Below are 20,593 nucleotides of genomic sequence, written 5' to 3' on the forward strand. Positions count from 1 at the left end.
TTTGTTGACGTTTTGCTGTTCAGTTTTCAAGGTTCATGTTGTCGTCTGTGTTGCTTGGCGACTTTTATTATATTAAAGCATCTTCATTTCACTGTCAACAGATTTTGAAAAGTTTTTTTGAAATTACTTTTTTCCTTCTGTAATTCTTTTCCCGCTCTAAGAACCAGCCCTCTGAAATCAGGATTCGTGCTTCCACCATTCCCTCAAAAATTCCCCAATAAAAAAATGCCTGCATCCTCAGCAGGCATTTTAGAATCTACGATTTTTTTACAGCCGGTTTAGCATTTTCTTTACGGGCTGCTCGACGCTCTTCAAGCTTTTGCCGATCTTCATCGGACTTGGCATTGTATTTCGGCAGCACCAATAATTGATAAGCATTCACCGCCAGGAATGGAAACAGCAGCAATGTCACCCAGCTGTCGACGTTTCCTGCTTGGACCATAAGCGCAGGCAGCCATTCAAGTGTAGTGACTGCAATCATAAAGAACAGCGCGGAAATGAAAGTGGATTTCGTCGTCCACTTCGCTTTGAAGTAAGCTGTCACCACCGCTGTGACGATTAAAATAGTCAGAAGACCTGCATAAAGCCAGCCTTGCGCCGCCGTATCAGCATTCGGCATGAATCGGAAAACAATCAGATCAAAAATTACTACCGCGATGATCAATAGCTGAACCCAATTCCATAGGGTCAAGGTACGGAACATATTGATTCCGAACTGGTGGATGGTTAAATAGGCGAAAAATCCCATCTGCGCAATCAAACTCATCGTCATGCCCACAACTACCATCCATACAAAACCGGCGATGAACTCTCCCCAGTTGCCATTTGCGAATGGTTCAGCGAAAACATCATTCCATCTTATGAATAAACCGAGGATCCCGGTTATAGCTCCACCTATCAACATTGCATTTATAAAGAACTTTACCCAATTTCGTATTGTCACATTAATGCCTCCGTTATTTGAACTTCTTTTAAGATTGTACCAATCAGGTGGGCAAAAATCCATAAACGAAACCGGTGAGATGTGAACAAACCTTGAAGTCACGGCATCTGTTCGCCGATTCGGCACAATTTTAAAAACAGATATTCTTAAAAAAATTTCCACCTGCAGCAACTATGAAAAATTTTGATCAAATAAAAACCCGGAACCCCTTCGAAGGTTCCGGATTCATTATTATAATTTATTGGCCTTTTGCCGCAAATTGCTTAAGAATGGTTTCTGCGATATCCCCATAGATTTTCCCTGTAGGATGATCTTCAAGGTAAACCGAAGGCGCAAAATCTGCTTCGTTCCAGTCAGGCTGGCCGAGAGGAATCTGTCCAAGCAACGGTACCTGCAATTCTTCTGCAAGTTTCGGTCCGCCGCCTTGTCCAAATAGATACTCTTTCTTGCCTGTTTCCTTGCTTTCAAACCAGGACATGTTTTCGATGACACCCAATACTTCGTGGTCCGTCTGCAAAGCCATCGCTCCGGCGCGCGCTGCTACGAAAGCAGCTGTCGGGTGAGGAGTTGTAACGACAATCTCTTTTGAAGCCGGCAGCATCTGGTGGATATCAAGCGCGACATCTCCCGTTCCTGGCGGCAAGTCCAATAGAAGATAGTCCAGATCGCCCCACTCCACATCGCGGAAGAATTGATCAAGCACTTTGCCAAGCATTGGCCCACGCCATACGACCGGCATATTTTCTTCAACGAAGAAGCCCATCGAAATGACTTTGACACCGAAACGTTCGACCGGAATGATTGTATCTCCGCGCACAACAGGTGTTTTCTCAATGCCCATCATATCTGGAACACTGAACCCATAAATATCCGCATCGATCAAACCGACTTTTTTACCGAGACGCGCTAGTGCAATCGCCAGGTTGACGGAAACTGTCGATTTCCCGACGCCGCCTTTCCCGCTGGCAATCGAGATGAATTCGACTTTATTCAATGGAGACAATAAATCCTGTGCTTCGGATTCATTTGCCGTTCCACGGAATTTCGCCATTGCTTCAGGCGCTAGCTCTTCAAAACGGATTCCGACTGAATCGGCTCCCGCTCCTTTTAGGATTTCAACGACTTTCATCTGCAATTGCATCTGTTCAGGTGTATTCACTTTGGCGATCGCCAATTTTACACTAACATGTTTCTTTTCTTCTTTGATTCTTACAGAAGTAATGCCATCTGTCTCTGCCAGCGATCTATGTAAAAACGGATCTTGTACTTCTCCGAGTAATTCGCGAACTTGTACTTCAGTCAACATATATATACACTCCTTATCACTTTTGCTCACCGTAAAGTATAACATAGCGTTAATTATTTTGAATTAATTCTGTCTTCTTATAGTAGAAAACCCGAAAAGTCCCTGATGCAAAAAATAAAACCCCTGTTCTCCAAAGAGAAAGGGGTTTTAGTGATATTAACGTTTTGAGAACTGTGGTGCACGACGAGCTGAACGCAAACCTGGTTTCTTACGCTCTTTCATACGTGGGTCACGAGTTAGCAATCCAGCAGATTTAAGTGCCGGACGGAAAGCAGGATCTACAGTAAGTAGAGCGCGTGCGATTCCGTGGCGTACTGCTCCAGCTTGACCTGTGAAGCCTCCGCCTCTTACGTTTACAAGAACATCATAGCTTCCAAGAGTTTCAGTAGCTACTAGTGGTTGTTTGATGATTTGCTCAAGAGTTTCGTATGGAACGTAATCCGATACGTCGCGGTTGTTGATTGTGATTGTGCCGTCTCCTGGTACTAAACGGACGCGGGCTGTTGAGTTTTTACGGCGACCTGTACCTAAATATTGAACTTGTGCCAAAGGTGTATCCTCCTCTTATTTACTGATTATTAGCCGCGAAGTTGGTAAACTTCCGGTTGTTGTGCTTGATGGTTGTGTTCTGGTCCTGCGTATACGTGAAGTTTCTTGAAGATCTGGCGTCCAAGAGAGTTCTTAGGAAGCATCCCTTTAATAGCCAATTCAAGCATTTTCGTTGGGTATTTCGTGCGCATTTCAAGAGCTGTACGCTGTTTCAAACCACCGCTGAATTGTGTGTGGCGATAGTAGATTTTGTCCGTAAGCTTTTTGCCTGTAAGGTGAATCTTGTCAGCGTTGATGATGATTACGTGATCACCAGTGTCAACGTTTGGTGTGAATGTTGGTTTGTATTTACCGCGTAGGATTGAAGCGACTTCAGAAGCTAAACGTCCAAGAGTTTGCCCTTCTGCATCGACAACCAACCATTTACGCTCTACTTCGTGACCTTTAGCCATGAATGTTGTACGCATGTATATTGTCCTCCTAATAAATCGTATCGTTTTAATGTTAAAAATACAGTGTTCCGCTGTTCCGTTTTTTCGTTATCCCAAACACTAATAACCTTCCGGGGCATATCGTGGGGGTAATGAAAATACCATACATCATCATATAACGCCAGCGCCAGAAAGTCAAGCGTTTTTCTAAAAACACCTGGAATGGTTGCTTCAGCTTTCATACTCCACATTTTCGAGGTATAGGCCATGCGCCGCAGCCGTCTTTCCTGCCGCCCCCCGGTCAGCAGAACGGATGATTCCAGCCATCTCTTCCGGCTTCCGTTTGCCGATGCCCACTTCGAATAATGTGCCGGCAATGATGCGCACCATATTATAGAGGAAGCCGGATCCTTCAATCACCATGTGCAATTCTTCGCCGTGCTCCTCGAAATCCAAGCGCCGGATAGTCCTCACTTTATCGACTACCCCTGTGTTCGCGGCGCAAAAACTGGAAAAGTCATGAGTGCCCAGGACAGCTTTAGCCGCCTTGCGCATAGCATCTACGTCCGGCCGTTGTTTCAGGTGCACCATATAATTCCGGGTAAAAGGGCTGATGATTTTGCTGCGGTCCCATTTATAGCGGTATGTTTTACCGATTGTATGGTAACGAGCATGGAATTCAGGTGTCGCCTCTTCGATAGAGAAAACGCGGATATCTTCCGGCAGCAGCACATTCAGCGCTTTTAACCATCCTTCGACCGGTATATTGAAATCCGTATCAAAATGGATCACCTGGCCAGTGGCATGCACTTTCGCATCCGTCCGTCCGCTTGCCACGACTTGCACATCTCGGCCTTTATGGATATTCTTCAGCACTTTCATTAATTCCATTTGGATCGTCCGGGCTTCCGGCTGAATCTGATAGCCTGCGAAGCCTGAGCCATCATAAGCGATGACCGCTTTCATTCGTTTCATAATTTCTCTCCTTACGCCCGGAAATACCATAACGCCACTGTCAGGCCTGCGAGCAGTACTAAGCTGAGCGTATCCGCCAGCTGCCAGTTCAACTGGCGGTAGCGCGTCCTGCCCTCTCCGCCGCGGTAACCGCGAACTTCCATGGCCGTCGCCAGGTCTTCAGCGCGTTTAAAGGCACTGACAAACAACGGAATAAGCAAAGGCACGACGGCTTTGACCCGCTCTTTCATCGGACCAGAACCGATATCGGAACCCCGCGCCATTTGCGCTTTTAGAATCTTGCCGGTTTCATCCATCAATGTCGGGATGAAGCGCAGCGAAATGGACATCATCAACGCCAGTTCATGTACCGGCAATTTAATCTTCTTGAAGGGGCCAAGCAGCACTTCGATGCCGTCTGTTATCGAAATCGGCGAAGTCGTCAGTGTCAGCACGCTGGTTATGAATACCAGCACCAAAAATCGGATGGATATGAATATCCCTTGCCTCAAGCCTTCCTCGTAAACTTCTATAAAGCCGAAACTGAATAAGAGATCTCCTTCTCTGGTGAAAAAGAGATGCAGGAAAAAAGTGAAGATCAATAGGATAAAGACCGGTTTCAATCCGTTTATCAAAAAATATAGGCGAATCTTCGAAAGAAAGACAACCAGCAGCGTGAAGCCGAGTAATATGGCATAGCCCCACGCATTATTGGCGACAAAGACAATGGCGATAAACAGGAAGACAAACAGGATCTTTGCCCGTGGATCCATGCGATGGACCACCGAATCACCAGGAATGAACCTGCCGAAAATCATTTTCTCCATCATAGGGATCCACCCCCATCCGCCATCGCCAAAGCAATATTTTTCGCCAATACTTCTTCAGTCAATGAAACCTCGCCCAGCTTCAAGCCGGTGCGTTCTTCAAAATCCCGCTGCAGCCGGACACTGCGCGGCGGCTGAAGACTGTAATCCCGCAATTGCTCTTCATTCGAAAAGATCGCTTTCGGTTCACCCGTGACCACGCATCGGCCTTTATGCATGATCGCGACCCGGTCCGCGTATCTCGCCGCATCTTCCATGCTGTGCGTCACCAACACCGTCGTCAGGTTTTTTGTAATATGAAGTTCATGGAACAGATCCATGATTTCCCGGCGTCCCCTTGGATCAAGGCCAGCCGTCGGTTCATCCAGCACCAGAACTTCCGGTTCCATCGCCAATACGCCCGCAATAGCGACACGGCGCATCTGGCCGCCGGACAGGTCGAAGGGGGATTTCTCCAATACGCCCTCAGGCAAGCCGAGTTGCACGACAAGTTCGCGAGCCCGTCGCTCTGCTTCCTTTTCAGGCACACCGAAATTCAGCGGACCAAACATGATATCTTTCAAAACGGTTTCATCAAACAGCTGCTGTTCAGGAAATTGGAACACAATGCCCACCTGCCGCCTGACATTCCGCAGATCTTTGGCTTTTACACCCGCTTCAATTTTCCGGTCCCCAATCATCACAACGCCTTCTGTCGGTTTTAACAGCGCATTCAGATGCTGCAGGACTGTCGACTTGCCGGAACCTGTATGGCCGATGATCGCGGTATAGGAACCTGACGGAATATGAAGGTCAACATCCGTTAATGCCCTCTTTTCAAATGGCGTATCTTCAGCGTAACTATAGCCTACGCCTTTGAGTAATATTTCCACAGTTCATCCACCAACTTATCTTCTGTCATATGTTCTTCCTGAAGCCCTATTCCAGCCTCCTGCAATAAATGCGTCATCCGCATCGCAAAAGGCAGATCCAGTCCCATATCCGTCAACTTGCTGCCTTGGCTAAAAACAGCTGCAGGTGTGCCTTCCATATTCTTCTGGCCAAGGTTCATCACAATGATGCGTTCTGCCAGAGCCGCTTCTTCCAGATCATGCGTAATCGAAATTACCGTCAATCCGGTCGACTCCCGCAAGCGGCGTATCGTTTCAATGACTTCCATTCTCCCCTGGGGGTCGAGCATGGACGTCGCTTCATCCAAGATTAACAGTTTAGGCCGCATGGCCAGCGCTCCGGCTATCGCTACCCGCTGTTTTTGTCCCCCCGACAAATGGTGGGGTTCATGGTCTTTATAGTCTTCCATTTTCACTTGGCTCAATGCTTCATGGACCCGTTCCACCATCACTGCATGAGGCACCCCGTTATTTTCCAGAGCAAATGCCACATCATCCTGGACGGTCGCCCCGACGAATTGATTGTCTGGGTTCTGGAACACCATTCCCAGGTCAGACCTGATATCCCATAAGGTTTCTTCAGACATCTCTTGCCCGAATACTTTCACTTTCCCTTTATTAGGGAAAAGCAGGCCGTTCATCAGCTTCGCAATCGTTGATTTCCCCGAACCGTTATGGCCCACCAGTGCGATCCATTCCCCTTGCTGTATCGAAAAGGATACATCTGCCACTGCCGGACGTACCGGTCCGTCTTCTGCATTATATGTGAATGTCACGTTTTCAAATGACAAAATTTCCGAATTCATCTAGTCTGACCTCCTCTGGCTCATCTCATCTCTACTCTACTACAATAGGTTGAACTTAAAAATACTATACATACCGCTTCGGCGCTATGGACAAGCCTCCCGCAATAAGCCGAGAAGACCACTCGTCTTATTGCTCCGGCCAGTCCGGAGCCGCGCCTTTGCTGAGAGAAATTTCTAGAGATATGGAGCAAAACAGCGAAGACGCCTTGGGGATTAAGCGAAGTGCTGAAATCCACTCGGGCATTTAGCCCGAGTTAGTTCAGCGCGAGCCCCCGGCAAGCGCAGCTGTTTTGCGGAATATCAATTATTAAAAGTTACTAGTTCAATTTATATAGGTAGAAGAAGCATATGTAAAATAAATAAAAAAAAGCGCGCACCTCATTCAGAGAAATGCGCTTTTCTGTCTCTATGGCTCCCCGGTTGCTTAAGCCGGGGTTGAATGAGGTGCGTAGAGCTAGACAAGACGCCGCCCAAGGGCTCGCTCATCGTAACGCTCAGCTTTTCATATGTGTCGTATAAATCCTTATGCTAAAAGAAGAGGGTATGAACCCTCTTCGGAAGAATCGACAATGCCGAAGCAATGTCGACTCGGAAGATAGATATTAAACTAACTCGATGATAACGATTGGTGCGCCATCTCCGCGACGAGGCCCCATTTTCATGATGCGTGTGTAGCCGCCTTGACGGTCAGCGTAACGTGGTGCAACATCATCAAACAATTTTTGCAAAGCAAAGATTGTGTTTTCGTTGCCTTCTTCGTCAGAAGTTGTTACTAGTTCACGGCGGATGTATGCTGCAGCTTTACGGCGAGCATGGATATCCCCACGTTTACCAAGAGTGATCATTTTTTCTACAGTCGAGCGCACTTCTTTCGCACGAGCTTCAGTCGTTTGAATGCGTTCGTGTACGATTAAGTCTGTAGTAAGGTCACGTAATAGTGCTTTACGTTGAGAACTTGTACGTTGAAGCTTTCTCATTGAAGTTTCCCTCCTTTGTTAAATAGTTCGGATCCGATTTTGGACTCAGTCTTCTTTACGAAGGCCCAATCCCAAATCTTCCAACTTCACTTTGACTTCTTCAAGTGATTTGCGTCCAAGGTTGCGTACTTTCATCATGTCGTCTTCCGACTTGCTTGCCAGTTCGTGTACCGTGTTGATACCCGCACGTTTCAAGCAGTTGTAAGAACGGACTGAAAGATCAAGCTCTTCGATAGTCATCTCTAAGACTTTCTCTTTTTGGTCTTCTTCTTTTTCAACCATGATTTCAGCAGTTTGTGCCTCATCCGTCAATCCTACAAAGATGTTCAAATGCTCAGTAAAGATTTTTGCTCCAAGCGCAATTGCCTCTTTCGGACCGATGCTGCCATCTGTCCAGACATCAAGAGAAAGTTTATCGAAATGCGCCAACTGGCCCACACGAGTATTTTCAACTTGGAAATTGACGCGAGAAACTGGAGTATAAATAGAGTCAATCGGGATAACGCCAATCGGAAGATCTTCACGTTTGTTCTGATCAGCACGAGCGTATCCACGGCCTCTGTTCGCATACATGCGCATACGTAAGTGACCGCCTTTAGCGATTGTTGCGATATATAGATCCGGATTCAGAATTTCTACATCACTGTCGTGAGTAATATCTGCAGCCGTAACCGTTCCATCACCTTTTACATCAATTTCAATGACTTTTTCTTCGTCAGAGTAAATTTTCAGAGCCAGTTTCTTAATATTCAAGATGATTGATGCCACATCTTCTTCTACACCTTCGACAGTGGAGAATTCATGCAATACACCATCAATCTGAATCGAAGTAACAGCAGCGCCTGGTAAAGATGAAAGTAAGATTCGACGTAAGGAGTTTCCTAAAGTGGTTCCATATCCACGCTCAAGGGGTTCAATAACAAATTTGCCGAACTTGGCATTGCTATCGATCTCAACCGTTTCAATCTTTGGTTTTTCTATTTCGAGCATTCATTTTACCCTCCTTCAAAACGTCGGTGTTTTTCGTTAAACCAAGAATTCGATAGTCACAGACTTTCGCAACGATTCAGAACACATTCAGTAAGTCGTGATGTTCAAAAATCCTATTCAGATTAACGATTATACGCGACGGCGTTTTGGCGGACGGCAACCGTTATGAGGAACTGGAGTTACATCTTTGATAGCTGTAACTTCTAGTCCGGCAGCTTGAAGTGCACGGATAGCAGCCTCACGACCTGAACCAGGACCTTTAACTGTAACTTCTAAAGTTTTAAGACCGTGTTCAATCGATGTTTTTGCAGCGGTTTCTGCAGCCATTTGAGCAGCGAAAGGTGTAGATTTACGTGAACCTCTAAATCCTAGTGCACCTGCGCTAGACCAAGATACTGCATTCCCTTGCATATCTGTAATCGTAACAATTGTGTTGTTGAATGTTGAGCGGATGTGAGCAATACCTGATTCGATATTCTTTTTCACACGACGCTTACGAGTTTGTTGTTTACGTGCCATGTTAAGAAGAAACCTCCTTTACTGATTATTTTTTCTTGTTCGCAACAGTTTTACGAGGACCTTTACGCGTACGCGCATTGTTCTTCGTATTTTGACCGCGTACAGGTAGTCCACGGCGGTGGCGGATACCTCGGAAGCTAGCAATTTCCATCAAGCGTTTGATGTTCATTGATACTTCACGACGAAGGTCACCTTCAATTTTGTATTGATCCAATTGTTCACGGATATTGTTCAACTCATCTTCTGTAAGATCACGAACTCGTGTATCTTCAGAGATACCAGCAGCAGAAAGAACTTTCTGAGCAGTTGTTTTACCAACACCGAAAATGTAAGTTAATGAAATAACTACGCGTTTGTCGCGCGGAATGTCAACACCAGCAATACGTGCCATGTGTTCGATGCACCTCCTTCAATATTAGCCTTGTCTTTGTTTGTGTTTCGGATTTTCACAGATTACCATGACTTTTCCGTTTCTGCGAATAACTTTACATTTTTCGCAGATCGGTTTCACAGATGGTCTCACTTTCATCTAACCCAACCTCCTTAGTAGTCCGGAGTGCAAAAGATTATTTAAAACGGTATGTGATACGACCGCGTGTTAAATCGTAAGGAGATAGTTCAACTGTAACTTTGTCTCCTGGTAGAATGCGGATAAAGTGCATGCGGATCTTGCCGGATACATGCGCAAGAATCGTATGGCCATTTTCCAATTCTACTTTAAACATCGCGTTAGGCAAAGTCTCAACGACTGTTCCTTCGATTTCAATTACATCGTCTTTCGCCATCGACCCAGTCTCCCTTCTGTATACAAGTCAGCCCTCATCTTCAAACAGTAATTGCTGATTGAATAATTGATTTCTATTCATTCACCAGGATTGCATGAGTGACATGTAAAAGACATCTTCCGAGTTCCGCTTCCCGCAATGAGCAGGTTGGGAAAATCCGGTCAAGCCCTTCAGCCTCACGTATCCTCGAGCGCCCGGACTGCTTAGGATGAGTTCCAAACCCGTTACACAGATGCTTCCACGAAACCCATTATACTATTTCCAGTGCTGAATTGCACGGTTCAGACCAGGTCTGCGCACATATCGCACCGGCTTTCATATAATAAGCATCAAGCTTTTGCAGCTCTCGAAAATTCATATCTCCGGTGCTCCTTAAAGCCGCATGGAGGCAACTAACTGCGCCCGGCGCCGGGGATTATCCTCGGTCGCCCTTTAGAAGAGCATCAATGTCAGCAAATACTTTTTGAATGTCCTGCTGTCCATTTATATTTTTCAGCACGCCTTTGTCTCCGTAGAAATCAAGAAGCGGCTGTGTTTGTTGCATGTTTACTTCTAAACGTTTTGTGACGGTTTCAGGCTTGTCGTCTTCGCGCTGATAGAGCTCTCCACCATCCTTATCGCACACACCTGCAACTTGAGGTGGATTGAATACAGTATGGTAAGCAGTTCCACAGATTCTGCAAATCCAGCGGCCTGTCAAACGTGCAATCAATTCGTCTTTTTCAACTTGGATATTTACGACATGCTCGATTCTTTTGCCAAGATCGGCAAGAAGAGATTCTAGAGCTTCAGCTTGAGGAACTGTACGCGGAAAGCCATCTAATAGAAAGCCTTCTGCACAATCCGCTTCGCTAAGACGCTCACGGACGATACCGATAGTCACTTCATCAGGTACCAAAGCACCTTGATCCATGAACGATTTTGCTTTCAAGCCTAGTTCCGTACCACCTTTGATAGCGGCGCGAAACATATCACCTGTAGAAATATGAGGGATGTCGTACTTCTCAACAATTTTGTCTGCTTGAGTGCCTTTGCCGGCTCCAGGCAGACCCATTAATACGATATTCATACGGAGTGCCCCCTCAGACAAGCGGATAAGGAACGTTCTCACGTTCCCACCACAATCATCTTATTTCATAAAGCCTTTATAATGACGTTTTACAAGCTGCGATTCCAATTGTTTCATTGTCTCAAGTGCTACCCCTACTACGATCAATAGGCTGGTACCACCGATTTGCGCTGATTGGGGCAAGCCCGCAACGTTAATGAAGAAAATCGGCAGAACAGAAATGACTGCAAGGAAGATAGCGCCGACAAATGTCAGTCGGTAAAGCACGCTTGTTAAATAATCCTGTGTATTTTTACCCGGCCGGATTCCCGGGATGTATGCACCCTGCTTTTTCAAGTTATCCGATACGTTCTCAGGATTAACCTGAATGAATGCGTAGAAATACGTGAATGCAATAATCAGAGCGACATAAATGATCATGCCGACAGGCTGAGTATAGTCAAACGTATTTTGTACAGCATCCGTAAACGCATTGGCTCCAAAGAAAGAAGCAATGGTTTGAGGCGTGATGATAAACGCTACTGCAAAGATTACCGGGATAACTCCGGCCGCGTTCACTTTCAAAGGTAAATGCGTTTGCTGCCCACTTGTCGTCTGGCCGCGGCCAGCAACGCGTTTAGCATACTGAATCGGAATTTTGCGCAGCGCCTGCTGAACATAAATCACCAAAACCGTAATGGCAACAACTGCTAATGCAAGCAACGCCATGATAGCGATATTGATCGGAAGCTGATCTCCAGCTCCTTGGATCTGCTGTGCATATAATTGGTTAATTGCACCTGGTACTGCAGCGACAATCCCTGCGAAGATGATAATCGAAATACCGTTCCCCACACCTTTTGCCGTAATCTGCTCACCAAGCCACAGTAGAAACGCCGTACCACCAGTCAAAACAATCGCAATAACAATATAAGTTGAAATTGTATCGTTTTGAATCAAAGTTCCTCCATACATTTGGTTAAAGCCATAAGACATACCAATTGCCTGGATGAAAGCAAGTACGATTGTGAAGTAGCGAGTGAATTGAGCAAGTTTCCGTCTTCCGACTTCCCCTTGTTTCGCCCACTCAGCAAATTTCGGTACAACATCCATCTGCAATAATTGCACGATGATCGATGCTGTAATGTATGGCATGATCCCCATCGCTAAAATCGAGAAGTTAGCAAGGGCGCCTCCACCGAAAGTATTTAAGAATCCGATCAGACCCATCTGATCAGTAGCTTGCAAAACTGAAGCGTCGACATTCGGCACCGGAACAAAAGTTCCGATACGGAAGATGACGAGCATCAATAATGTAAAGATGATTTTATTTCGAATATCAGTCACGCGCATAAAATTTGAGATTGTCTGAAACATTAAAGCACCTCTGCTTGTCCACCGGCAGCTTCTATCGCTTCTTTAGCTGATCCAGAGAATTTGTGAGCTTTAACATTCAGTTTCTTTTCTAAACTACCGTTACCAAGGATCTTGATTCCAGATCTTTCGTTGCTGACAACACCAGATTCAATTAGCAATGCAGGTGTAATTTCTGTGCCTTCATCGAAACGGTTCAATACATCCAAGTTCACGACTGCATAGTCTTTACGGTTGATGTTAGTGAATCCACGTTTTGGCAAACGACGGAATAATGGGTTTTGGCCACCTTCGAATCCAGGACGGACACCGCCGCCTGAACGAGCGTTTTGACCTTTATGACCTTTACCTGCTGTTTTACCAGTACCTGAACCGATACCGCGTCCGATGCGCTTTCTTGAGCTGCGTGAACCTTCTGCTGGTTTTAATTCATGAAGTTTCATTTAGTTGGCACCTCCTTCTATAGAAATCAGGGATTAAACTTCTTTAATAGTAACTAAGTGAGCGACTTTATCAAGCATACCGCGGATAGCGGCATTGTCTTGGTGCTCGACTGTTTGATGCATTTTGCGTAAACCAAGTGACTGGACAGTTTTACGTTGTGCCGGTTTAGAACCGATCACAGACTTTGTGAGGGTAATTTCTAGTTTAGTAGCCATGTAATTTTCCCTCCTTATCCTAATAGCTCTTCTGTAGTTTTACCGCGAAGTTTTGCAACTTCATCAGCACTTTTCAGTTGAGTCAAACCGTTGATTGTTGCACGCACCATGTTGATTGGTGTGTTAGAGCCAAGAGATTTAGACAAAATATCCTGTACTCCTGCAAGCTCAAGTACCGCACGGACTGGTCCGCCGGCAATAACTCCTGTACCAGGTGAAGCAGGTTTGATAAGGATTTGGCCTGCGCCAAAACGTCCTGTTACTAGGTGTGGAGTTGTACCTTTAACCATAGGTACTTCGATCAGGTTTTTCTTCGCATCTTCAATAGCTTTACGGATTGCATCTGGAACTTCTTGTGCTTTCCCAGTACCAAAACCGACTTTACCATTTTTGTCGCCTACAACAACTAATGCGGAGAAACGGAAACGACGTCCACCTTTTACAACTTTCGCTACGCGGTTAATCGTAACTACGCGTTCTTCAAGTTCAAGTTTGTTTGGATCAATACGACGCATGAAATGTGTCCCTCCTTCTTTTAAAATTCTAAACCATTTTCACGTGCTGCTTCTGCTAGAGCTTTAACACGTCCGTGATATAAATAACCACCGCGGTCAAAAACAACCGATTTCAAGCCTTTTTCAGTAGCTTTTTTCGCAATTGTTTCGCCGACTTTAGTTGCTGCTTCAACGTTGCCAGTTACATCTCCGGAAAAATCTTTATCCATTGAAGATGCGCTTGCAAGTGTTACACCGTTTGTATCGTCGATCAATTGAGCGTAAATGTATTTATTCGAACGGAATACGTTCAAACGCGGACGTTCTGTCGTACCCGTAATTTTTGAACGTACACGTGCATGACGCTTTTTACGAGATGCATTTTTATCGAGTTTCGTAATCACTGAGGTCACTCCTTTCAGCCTGCCTAAGCAGCATTATTTACCTGTTTTACCTTCTTTGCGACGAACTGCTTCGCCTTCGTAACGGATCCCTTTGCCTTTATACGGCTCTGGCGGACGCGTAGCGCGGATGTTTGAAGCAAGAGCTCCAACACGTTCTTTGTTGATGCCTTTTACGACAACTTTTGTGTTTCCTTCGACTTCAACTTCAACGCCCTCTTCCGGAGTGAATTCAACCGGGTGAGAGTAACCTACGTTAAGAACCAATTTCTTGCCTTGCAATTGAGCACGGTACCCGACACCCACTAGTTCAAGTCTGCGCTCGAAACCTTGTGAAACGCCTGTAACCATGTTCGCTAGCAATGCACGGCTTGTTCCGTGGTTTGTGCGGTGGTCTTTAGAGTCGGAAGGACGTGTCAAAGTCAACACGTTATCTTCTAGAGAAATAGTGATATCTTGGTTAAATGCGCGAGTCAACTCGCCTTTAGGACCTTTAACTGTTACTTCGTTCTTGTCGCCAAGAGTGATCGTAACGTCAGAAGGTACCTCGATTGGTTTTTTACCTACACGTGACATTTCTTTGCACCTCCATTCGTTTGTTGCTTATTACCAAACGTATGCTATGATTTCTCCGCCGATTTGTTTCGCGCGGGCTTCTTTATCAGTTACCAAACCTTGTGATGTCGATACTAAAGCGATTCCTAGACCGTTTAGTACGCGTGGCACCTCGTCAGTTTTAGCGTAAACACGTAGTCCTGGTTTTGAAATACGTTTCAATCCAGTAATAACGCGTTCGTTGTTAGCTCCGTATTTCAAGAAAATCCGGATCATGCCTTGCTTGTCATCTTCAACATATTCAACGTCACGAACGAAACCTTCACGCTTAAGAATTTCAGCGATGTCTTTTTTCACATTAGAAGCCGGAAGCTCCAATTTTTCGTGACGAACCATATTCGCATTACGAATGCGTGTCAGCATATCTGCAATCGGATCAGTCATTGTCATTACATTTACCTCCTTCCCAAATTAGGGGATTACCAGCTGGCTTTTTTAACGCCAGGAATTTGTCCCACATATGCAAGTTCACGGAAACAAATACGGCAAAGTTTAAATTTGCGTATTACAGAATGCGGACGTCCGCATCGTTCACAGCGTGTGTACTCTTGTACCTTAAACTTTGGCGTGCGTTTTTGTTTTGCGATCATAGATTTTTTAGCCACGTTTACGCCTCCCTCACGTTTACTTTTGGAACGGCATTCCGAATTGTGTCAATAACTCACGAGCTTCTTCATCAGAGTTCGCAGTTGTTACAATTACGATGTCCATCCCGCGTACTTTCGAAACTTTATCATAATCGATTTCAGGGAAGATCAATTGTTCTTTCACACCAAGTGTGTAGTTGCCGCGGCCGTCGAATGATTTATTCGAAACACCACGGAAGTCACGAACACGTGGAAGTGAGATAGCAATCAATTTATCCAGGAAGTCATACATACGCTCTCCGCGCAGTGTAACTTTACATCCGATTGGCATACCTTCACGAAGACGGAAGCCAGCGATAGATTTCTTAGCTTTAGTGATCACTGGTTTTTGACCAGAGATTGTCTGCAATTCTTCAACAGCTGAATCAAGTGATTTAGTGTTTTGTACTGCTTCACCGACACCCATGTTGATAACGATTTTATCAACTTTTGGAGCCTGCATGACTGATTTATATTCAAACTTGCTAACTAGAGCAGGAGTGATTTCATTCACATATTTTTCTTTTAGGCGGTTCATGTGTGTACCTCCCTTCATTCAAGAGTTTTAGTTGTCTAATTTGTCACCGGATTTTTTTGCAACACGAACTTTTTTACCATCTTCAACCTTGTATCCAACACGAGTCGGCTCGCCTGATTTAGGGTCAAGCAACATTACGTTTGAAACGTGGATAGCTGCTTCCTGGCTGACAATTCCGCCTTGCGGGCTTGCCTGGTTCGGTTTTGTGTGTTTTTTGATGATATTGATACCTTCAACGATCACACGGTCTTTTTTAGGTAGAGCAGTCAAGACAACGCCTGTTTTGCCTTTGTCTTTTCCTGAGATCACCTTAACTTTGTCACCTTTTTTAACATGCATTCTGTCGCACCTCCTTGGTATAACACATTGATTTATTAAAGAACTTCAGGAGCAAGTGAAACGATTTTCATGAAGTTGTTGTCACGTAGTTCACGTGCAACAGGTCCGAAAATACGAGTTCCGCGTGGACCTTTGTCGTCACGGATAATGACGCATGCATTTTCATCAAATTTGATGTAAGTACCGTCTTTACGACGAGCCCCGCTTTTCGTGCGAACGATAACAGCCTTAACGACTTCACCCTTCTTAACAACGCCACCTGGTGTTGCTTTTTTCACGGTACAAACGATTACGTCACCGATGTTTGCAGTCTTGCGACCAGAACCACCAAGTACTTTAATCGCTAGTACTTCACGAGCACCCGAGTTGTCTGCAACTTTTAAACGACTTTCCTGTTGGATCACTTAGGTAACCTCCCTCCGGAATTTCTTAAGTTCCGAAATTATTTAAATTAAATGATAACCGCTTTTTCTACCACTTCTACTAAACGGAAACGTTTTGTAGCTGATAGTGGGCGAGTTTCCATGATGCGAACGATATCGCCGATTTTAGCTTCGTTTTGCTCATCATGAGCTTTATATTTCTTCGAGTATTTTACACGTTTGCCGTAAAATGCATGCTTCTTTTGAGTTTCAACCATTACTGTAACGGTTTTGTCCATTTTGTCAGACACAACACGGCCTGTGTATACTTTGCGTTGATTACGCTCAGTCATACTAGCAAACCTCCTCTCGATTTATCAGTTGTTTCCACTGAGTACTCTTTCGTGAATCACAGTTTTCATACGGGCAATCGCTTTACGTACTTCGCGGATGCGAGCAGTATTTTCTAATTGACCAGTAGCCAATTGGAAGCGAAGGTTGAAAAGCTCTTCTTTCAGTGATTTCACTTTTTGTTCGATTTCAGCAGTGGTTAGGTCACGGATTTCATTAGCTTTCATTCGATTCACCACCAATTTCTTCACGTTTTACGAACTTGGTTTTAACCGGAAGTTTGTGAGATGCAAGGCGCAATGCTTCGCGTGCCACTTCTTCAGATACTCCAGCAAGTTCAAACATTATTTTACCAGTTTTTACTACGGCTACCCAGCCTTCAGGTGAACCTTTACCAGAACCCATACGAACCTCAAGAGGCTTTTTCGTATATGGCTTATGCGGGAAAATTTTGATCCATACTTTACCGCCACGTTTCATGTAGCGAGTCATGGAAATACGAGCAGCTTCGATTTGGCGGTTAGTGATCCAAGATGATTCCAGTGCTTGAAGACCGTATTCGCCGAATGCGATTTCTTTGCCGCCTTTAGCTTCACCGCGCATCTTGCCTCGGTGCTCACGACGATATTTAACGCGTTTAGGCAATAACATATTATTTGCCTCCTTCCTCAGATTTCTTCTTAGTTGGAAGGACTTCACCGCGGTAGATCCATACTTTTACGCCAAGTTTGCCGTAAGTTGTGTCAGCTTCAGCATGTGCATAATCGATATCGGCACGAAGCGTATGGAGCGGAACAGTACCTTCACTGTAGTGTTCAGCACGCGCAATGTCAGCGCCGCCTAGACGTCCAGATACTTGAGTTTTGATCCCTTTAGCGCCAGAACGCATAGTGCGCTGGATTGCTTGTTTTTGTGCACGACGGAAAGACACACGGTTTTCCAATTGACGTGCAACACTTTCAGCAACTAGTCTCGCATCAAGGTCAGCTCGTTTGATTTCAATGATGTTGATGTGTACACGCTTGCCAGTCATTGTATTAAGCTGCTTGCGAAGTACTTCTACTTCAGAACCACCTTTACCAATTACCATTCCTGGTTTCGCAGTGTGAATTGTTACGTTTACACGGTTTGCAGCGCGTTCAATTTCGATTTTGGAAACTGAAGCTTCTTTCAAACGTGCTTCGATGTATTCACGGATCTTAATATCTTCGTGAAGAAGTGTCGCATAGTCTTTCTCAGCGTACCATTTTGACTCCCAGTCACGAATGATTCCGATACGCATACCTATTGGATGTATTTTTTGTCCCACGAATTATCCCTCCTTCTTCTCAGATACCACTAATGTGATGTGGCTTGTACGTTTATTAATTGCGCTTGCACGTCCCATTGCTCTTGGACGGAAACGTTTCAATGTTGGACCTTCGTCAACGAATACTTCACTGACAACCAGGTTGTTCAGATCCATTTCGTAGTTGTGTTCAGCGTTTGCAGCTGCAGATTTCAACAATTTCTCAATAACGATCGATGATGATTTTTGAGTATGTTGTAAAATCGCAACAGCTTCGCCAATTTGCTTGCCTCGGATTAAATCTACTACTAAACGGACTTTACGAGGAGCAATACGTACTGTTCTAGCGACAGCTTTTGCTTGCATGGGGAAATCCTCCTCTCAATTAACGTCTTGTTTTCTTGTCATCTGCGCCATGACTAGCATATTTGCGTGTTGGTGCAAATTCTCCTAGTTTATGGCCGACCATGTCTTCAGTCACGTAAACAGGAATGTGTTTGTGACCATCGTATACTGCGATTGTTTGTCCGATGAATGTCGGGAAAATTGTAGAACGGCGAGACCAAGTTTTGATCACTTGTTTTTTCTCAGAGTCCTTTTGTGCATCAACTTTCTTCAAAAGATGATCATCAGCAAAAGGTCCTTTTTTCAAGCTGCGGCCCATTTGGGATCCTCCCTTCGTGATTGCACCACGGTTCTTTCAGCGAACCGCAGCGAAATCAAATTATTTTTTACGACGACGAACGATAAATTTATCGGATTTATTCGTTTTCTTACGTGTTTTGTATCCAAGAGTCGGTTTGCCCCATGGAGACATTGGTGATTTACGTCCGATTGGCGAACGTCCTTCACCACCACCGTGTGGGTGATCGTTAGGGTTCATTACAGATCCGCGGACAGTTGGGCGATTGCCTTTCCAACGGTTACGTCCTGCTTTACCAATGTTAATCAATTCGTGCTGTTCATTTCCTACTGCACCGATTGTAGCGCGGCAAGTGGCAAGGATCATACGAACTTCGCCTGATTGCAGACGGACTGTAACGTATTTACCTTCTTTACCAAGAATTTGAGCAGAAGTTCCTGCAGAACGAACTAGTTGTCCGCCAGCACCTGGCTTCATTTCAATGTTGTGGATTGTAGAACCCATTGGGATGCCTGACAATGCCATAGCATTACCTGGTTTGAAATCCGCTTCAGGGCCTGACATGATTTGCGTTCCAACGCCTACTCCTTTAGGAGCAAGGATGTAACGTTTTTCTCCGTCAGCGTAATGGATCAATGCGATGTTCGCAGAACGGTTAGGATCGTATTCGATCGTAGCAACGCGGCCTGGAATGCCATCTTTGTTACGTTTGAAATCGATGACACGGTATTGGCGTTTATGTCCACCACCGTGATGGCGTACAGTAATTTTACCTTGGTTGTTACGGCCGCCTTTACGCTTCGTTGGTTGCAAAAGCGATTTCTCAGGCTTGTTCGTTGTGATTTCTTCGAAATCCGAACTCGTCATGTTACGACGACCGTTAGTGGTAGGTTTATATTTTCTAATTCCCACGTTGTTTCCCTCCTTCTTTAGTTAGTTCCTATCAGAACTTAGAGAATTAAATCTCGAACAATTCGATTTCTTTTGAGTCAGCAGTCAATTTCACAATCGCTTTGCGGCGCTTGTTAGTGTAGCCTGCGTGTTTGCCCATGCGCTTGAATTTACCTTTGTAGTTCATGATGTTGACTTTCTCAACTTTCACGCCAAAGATTTCTTGAACCGCTTGTTTAACTTGTGTTTTGTTTGCGCGAGTGTCCACTTCGAAAGTGTACTTCTTATCTGCCATTACTTCAGAAGAACGCTCAGTAATGACCGGACGCTTTAGAATATCACGTGCTTCCATTAACTAAGCACCTCCTCAATTTTTTCGATTGCAGCTTTCGTCATAACAACTTTATCATGTCCAAGAAGATCTAGAACATTGATGCCAGTTGCAGAGATTACTGTCATACCTTGGATGTTGCGGGCAGACAATGCTAAGTTTTCGTTAACATCCTCTGTTACGAACAATACTTTTTTGCCCAATGAAAGGTCATTCTGCAATTGCAAGAAAGACTTTGTTTTTGGAGCGTCAAAAGTTATTCCTTCAAGTACCATCAGGTTTTCGTTCACTACTGTCGAAGACAAAGCTGAACGCATTGCAAGACGGCGTACTTTTTTAGGCAATTTATAGCTGTAGCTGCGTGGTGTTGGTCCGAAGACAATACCACCGCCACGCCATTGTGGTGAACGGATCGAACCTTGACGGGCACGTCCAGTCCCTTTTTGGCGCCATGGCTTTTTACCGCCACCGGCTACTTCAGAACGGTTTTTTACTTTATGGTTACCTTGACGAAGTGAAGCGCGTTGAGCGATTACAGCGTCAAATAGTACTGATTCATTTGGTTCGATACCGAAAACGTAATCGTCCAACTCGATATCTCCAACTTGTGAACCTGTTTGATTTAATAAAGCTACTTTAGGCATTCCTGTTTCCTC

At 45.0% G+C, this 20,593-nt stretch carries 35 protein-coding genes; all 35 read right to left on the bottom strand.

What is annotated here, in order from left to right:
• Positions 1-256: 256 nt before the first annotated feature.
• Positions 257-943, bottom strand: coding sequence for a KinB-signaling pathway activation protein (locus CXF70_RS04100; RefSeq protein WP_084242163.1), 687 nt, complete (start codon positions 941-943; stop codon positions 257-259).
• A gap of 238 nt (positions 944-1,181) precedes the next feature.
• A complete protein-coding gene (locus CXF70_RS04105) occupies positions 1,182-2,249 on the bottom strand; it encodes an Mrp/NBP35 family ATP-binding protein (RefSeq protein ID WP_084242164.1) in 1,068 nt (355 codons plus the stop codon).
• Positions 2,250-2,405: 156 nt separating this feature from the next.
• Positions 2,406-2,798, bottom strand: coding sequence for a 30S ribosomal protein S9 (gene rpsI / locus CXF70_RS04110; protein ID WP_033542771.1), 393 nt, complete (start codon positions 2,796-2,798; stop codon positions 2,406-2,408).
• A 29-nt stretch (positions 2,799-2,827) separates the two neighbouring features.
• Positions 2,828-3,265 (bottom strand): 50S ribosomal protein L13, encoded by a 438-nt coding sequence (gene rplM, locus CXF70_RS04115; protein WP_084242165.1) that lies wholly within the window; start codon positions 3,263-3,265, stop codon positions 2,828-2,830.
• Between the two features lie 195 nt (positions 3,266-3,460).
• Positions 3,461-4,204: a tRNA pseudouridine(38-40) synthase TruA gene (gene truA / locus CXF70_RS04120; RefSeq protein ID WP_101801655.1), complete on the bottom strand. Its 744-nt coding sequence runs from the start codon at positions 4,202-4,204 to the stop codon at positions 3,461-3,463.
• A gap of 11 nt (positions 4,205-4,215) precedes the next feature.
• Positions 4,216-5,013, bottom strand: a complete 798-nt coding sequence (locus CXF70_RS04125) for an energy-coupling factor transporter transmembrane component T family protein (protein WP_101801656.1) — start codon at positions 5,011-5,013, stop codon at positions 4,216-4,218.
• Positions 5,010-5,882, bottom strand: coding sequence for an energy-coupling factor ABC transporter ATP-binding protein (locus tag CXF70_RS04130; RefSeq protein WP_101801657.1), 873 nt, complete (start codon positions 5,880-5,882; stop codon positions 5,010-5,012). Before CXF70_RS04130 ends, CXF70_RS04125 begins: the two co-directional genes overlap by 4 nt.
• Complete coding sequence (locus CXF70_RS04135) at positions 5,858-6,706, bottom strand: energy-coupling factor ABC transporter ATP-binding protein (RefSeq protein WP_101801658.1); 849 nt, start codon at positions 6,704-6,706, stop codon at positions 5,858-5,860. Before CXF70_RS04135 ends, CXF70_RS04130 begins: the two co-directional genes overlap by 25 nt.
• A gap of 602 nt (positions 6,707-7,308) precedes the next feature.
• Positions 7,309-7,683, bottom strand: a complete 375-nt coding sequence (rplQ, locus tag CXF70_RS04140; protein ID WP_084242170.1) for a 50S ribosomal protein L17 — start codon at positions 7,681-7,683, stop codon at positions 7,309-7,311.
• Between the two features lie 45 nt (positions 7,684-7,728).
• Complete coding sequence (locus CXF70_RS04145) at positions 7,729-8,673, bottom strand: DNA-directed RNA polymerase subunit alpha (protein WP_084242171.1); 945 nt, start codon at positions 8,671-8,673, stop codon at positions 7,729-7,731.
• A gap of 129 nt (positions 8,674-8,802) precedes the next feature.
• Complete coding sequence (gene rpsK, locus CXF70_RS04150; protein WP_006828953.1) at positions 8,803-9,192, bottom strand: 30S ribosomal protein S11; 390 nt, start codon at positions 9,190-9,192, stop codon at positions 8,803-8,805.
• Between the two features lie 25 nt (positions 9,193-9,217).
• Positions 9,218-9,583, bottom strand: a complete 366-nt coding sequence (gene rpsM / locus CXF70_RS04155; protein WP_033542779.1) for a 30S ribosomal protein S13 — start codon at positions 9,581-9,583, stop codon at positions 9,218-9,220.
• Between the two features lie 24 nt (positions 9,584-9,607).
• Positions 9,608-9,721 (bottom strand): 50S ribosomal protein L36, encoded by a 114-nt coding sequence (gene rpmJ / locus CXF70_RS04160; RefSeq protein ID WP_006828951.1) that lies wholly within the window; start codon positions 9,719-9,721, stop codon positions 9,608-9,610.
• 37 nt (positions 9,722-9,758) lie between these two features.
• Positions 9,759-9,977 (bottom strand): translation initiation factor IF-1, encoded by a 219-nt coding sequence (gene infA, locus CXF70_RS04165; RefSeq protein WP_006828950.1) that lies wholly within the window; start codon positions 9,975-9,977, stop codon positions 9,759-9,761.
• Positions 9,978-10,392: 415 nt separating this feature from the next.
• Positions 10,393-11,046 (bottom strand): adenylate kinase, encoded by a 654-nt coding sequence (locus CXF70_RS04170; RefSeq protein WP_101801659.1) that lies wholly within the window; start codon positions 11,044-11,046, stop codon positions 10,393-10,395.
• Between the two features lie 60 nt (positions 11,047-11,106).
• Positions 11,107-12,402: a preprotein translocase subunit SecY gene (secY, locus tag CXF70_RS04175; protein ID WP_084242173.1), complete on the bottom strand. Its 1,296-nt coding sequence runs from the start codon at positions 12,400-12,402 to the stop codon at positions 11,107-11,109.
• Complete coding sequence (gene rplO, locus CXF70_RS04180) at positions 12,402-12,842, bottom strand: 50S ribosomal protein L15 (protein ID WP_084242174.1); 441 nt, start codon at positions 12,840-12,842, stop codon at positions 12,402-12,404. Before rplO ends, secY begins: the two co-directional genes overlap by 1 nt.
• A gap of 33 nt (positions 12,843-12,875) precedes the next feature.
• On the bottom strand, positions 12,876-13,058 hold the full coding sequence (gene rpmD / locus CXF70_RS04185) for a 50S ribosomal protein L30 (RefSeq protein ID WP_084242175.1): 183 nt from the start codon (positions 13,056-13,058) through the stop codon (positions 12,876-12,878).
• 14 nt (positions 13,059-13,072) lie between these two features.
• The gene (rpsE, locus tag CXF70_RS04190; RefSeq protein ID WP_084242176.1) at positions 13,073-13,573 is read right to left on the bottom strand and encodes a 30S ribosomal protein S5; all 501 of its coding nucleotides are present in this window, start codon (positions 13,571-13,573) and stop codon (positions 13,073-13,075) included.
• A 20-nt stretch (positions 13,574-13,593) separates the two neighbouring features.
• Positions 13,594-13,956 carry a 50S ribosomal protein L18 gene (gene rplR, locus CXF70_RS04195; RefSeq protein ID WP_084242177.1) on the bottom strand — a complete coding sequence of 121 codons (363 nt, stop codon included), beginning with the start codon at positions 13,954-13,956 and terminating at the stop codon, positions 13,594-13,596.
• Positions 13,957-13,989: 33 nt separating this feature from the next.
• Positions 13,990-14,529, bottom strand: a complete 540-nt coding sequence (gene rplF / locus CXF70_RS04200; RefSeq protein ID WP_084242178.1) for a 50S ribosomal protein L6 — start codon at positions 14,527-14,529, stop codon at positions 13,990-13,992.
• A 30-nt stretch (positions 14,530-14,559) separates the two neighbouring features.
• On the bottom strand, positions 14,560-14,958 hold the full coding sequence (gene rpsH / locus CXF70_RS04205) for a 30S ribosomal protein S8 (RefSeq protein WP_084242179.1): 399 nt from the start codon (positions 14,956-14,958) through the stop codon (positions 14,560-14,562).
• Positions 14,959-14,987: 29 nt separating this feature from the next.
• The gene (rpsN, locus tag CXF70_RS04210; RefSeq protein WP_084242180.1) at positions 14,988-15,173 is read right to left on the bottom strand and encodes a 30S ribosomal protein S14; all 186 of its coding nucleotides are present in this window, start codon (positions 15,171-15,173) and stop codon (positions 14,988-14,990) included.
• 19 nt (positions 15,174-15,192) lie between these two features.
• Entirely contained in the window at positions 15,193-15,732 is a 540-nt protein-coding gene (rplE, locus tag CXF70_RS04215; protein ID WP_084242181.1) for a 50S ribosomal protein L5, read from the bottom strand.
• Positions 15,733-15,759: 27 nt separating this feature from the next.
• Positions 15,760-16,071 carry a 50S ribosomal protein L24 gene (gene rplX / locus CXF70_RS04220; RefSeq protein WP_084242182.1) on the bottom strand — a complete coding sequence of 104 codons (312 nt, stop codon included), beginning with the start codon at positions 16,069-16,071 and terminating at the stop codon, positions 15,760-15,762.
• 35 nt (positions 16,072-16,106) lie between these two features.
• A complete protein-coding gene (rplN, locus tag CXF70_RS04225; protein ID WP_036803916.1) occupies positions 16,107-16,475 on the bottom strand; it encodes a 50S ribosomal protein L14 in 369 nt (122 codons plus the stop codon).
• 47 nt (positions 16,476-16,522) lie between these two features.
• Entirely contained in the window at positions 16,523-16,786 is a 264-nt protein-coding gene (gene rpsQ, locus CXF70_RS04230) for a 30S ribosomal protein S17 (protein WP_084242183.1), read from the bottom strand.
• A gap of 24 nt (positions 16,787-16,810) precedes the next feature.
• Positions 16,811-17,011 (bottom strand): 50S ribosomal protein L29, encoded by a 201-nt coding sequence (rpmC, locus tag CXF70_RS04235; RefSeq protein ID WP_006828936.1) that lies wholly within the window; start codon positions 17,009-17,011, stop codon positions 16,811-16,813.
• Positions 17,001-17,435, bottom strand: a complete 435-nt coding sequence (gene rplP, locus CXF70_RS04240) for a 50S ribosomal protein L16 (RefSeq protein ID WP_084242184.1) — start codon at positions 17,433-17,435, stop codon at positions 17,001-17,003. Before rplP ends, rpmC begins: the two co-directional genes overlap by 11 nt.
• 1 nt (position 17,436) lies before the next feature.
• Positions 17,437-18,093 (bottom strand): 30S ribosomal protein S3, encoded by a 657-nt coding sequence (gene rpsC, locus CXF70_RS04245; protein WP_071152057.1) that lies wholly within the window; start codon positions 18,091-18,093, stop codon positions 17,437-17,439.
• Between the two features lie 3 nt (positions 18,094-18,096).
• A complete protein-coding gene (gene rplV / locus CXF70_RS04250) occupies positions 18,097-18,438 on the bottom strand; it encodes a 50S ribosomal protein L22 (protein ID WP_084242185.1) in 342 nt (113 codons plus the stop codon).
• 19 nt (positions 18,439-18,457) lie between these two features.
• On the bottom strand, positions 18,458-18,736 hold the full coding sequence (gene rpsS / locus CXF70_RS04255) for a 30S ribosomal protein S19 (RefSeq protein WP_033542795.1): 279 nt from the start codon (positions 18,734-18,736) through the stop codon (positions 18,458-18,460).
• Positions 18,737-18,796: 60 nt separating this feature from the next.
• Complete coding sequence (rplB, locus tag CXF70_RS04260) at positions 18,797-19,627, bottom strand: 50S ribosomal protein L2 (protein WP_084242186.1); 831 nt, start codon at positions 19,625-19,627, stop codon at positions 18,797-18,799.
• A 46-nt stretch (positions 19,628-19,673) separates the two neighbouring features.
• Entirely contained in the window at positions 19,674-19,958 is a 285-nt protein-coding gene (gene rplW, locus CXF70_RS04265; RefSeq protein WP_071152061.1) for a 50S ribosomal protein L23, read from the bottom strand.
• Positions 19,958-20,581 (bottom strand): 50S ribosomal protein L4, encoded by a 624-nt coding sequence (gene rplD / locus CXF70_RS04270; RefSeq protein ID WP_101801660.1) that lies wholly within the window; start codon positions 20,579-20,581, stop codon positions 19,958-19,960. Before rplD ends, rplW begins: the two co-directional genes overlap by 1 nt.
• Between the last annotated feature and the right edge of the window lie 12 nt (positions 20,582-20,593).

Source organism: Planomicrobium sp. MB-3u-38 (assembly GCF_002836425.1).
GTDB lineage: Bacteria > Bacillota > Bacilli > Bacillales_A > Planococcaceae > Planococcus > Planococcus okeanokoites.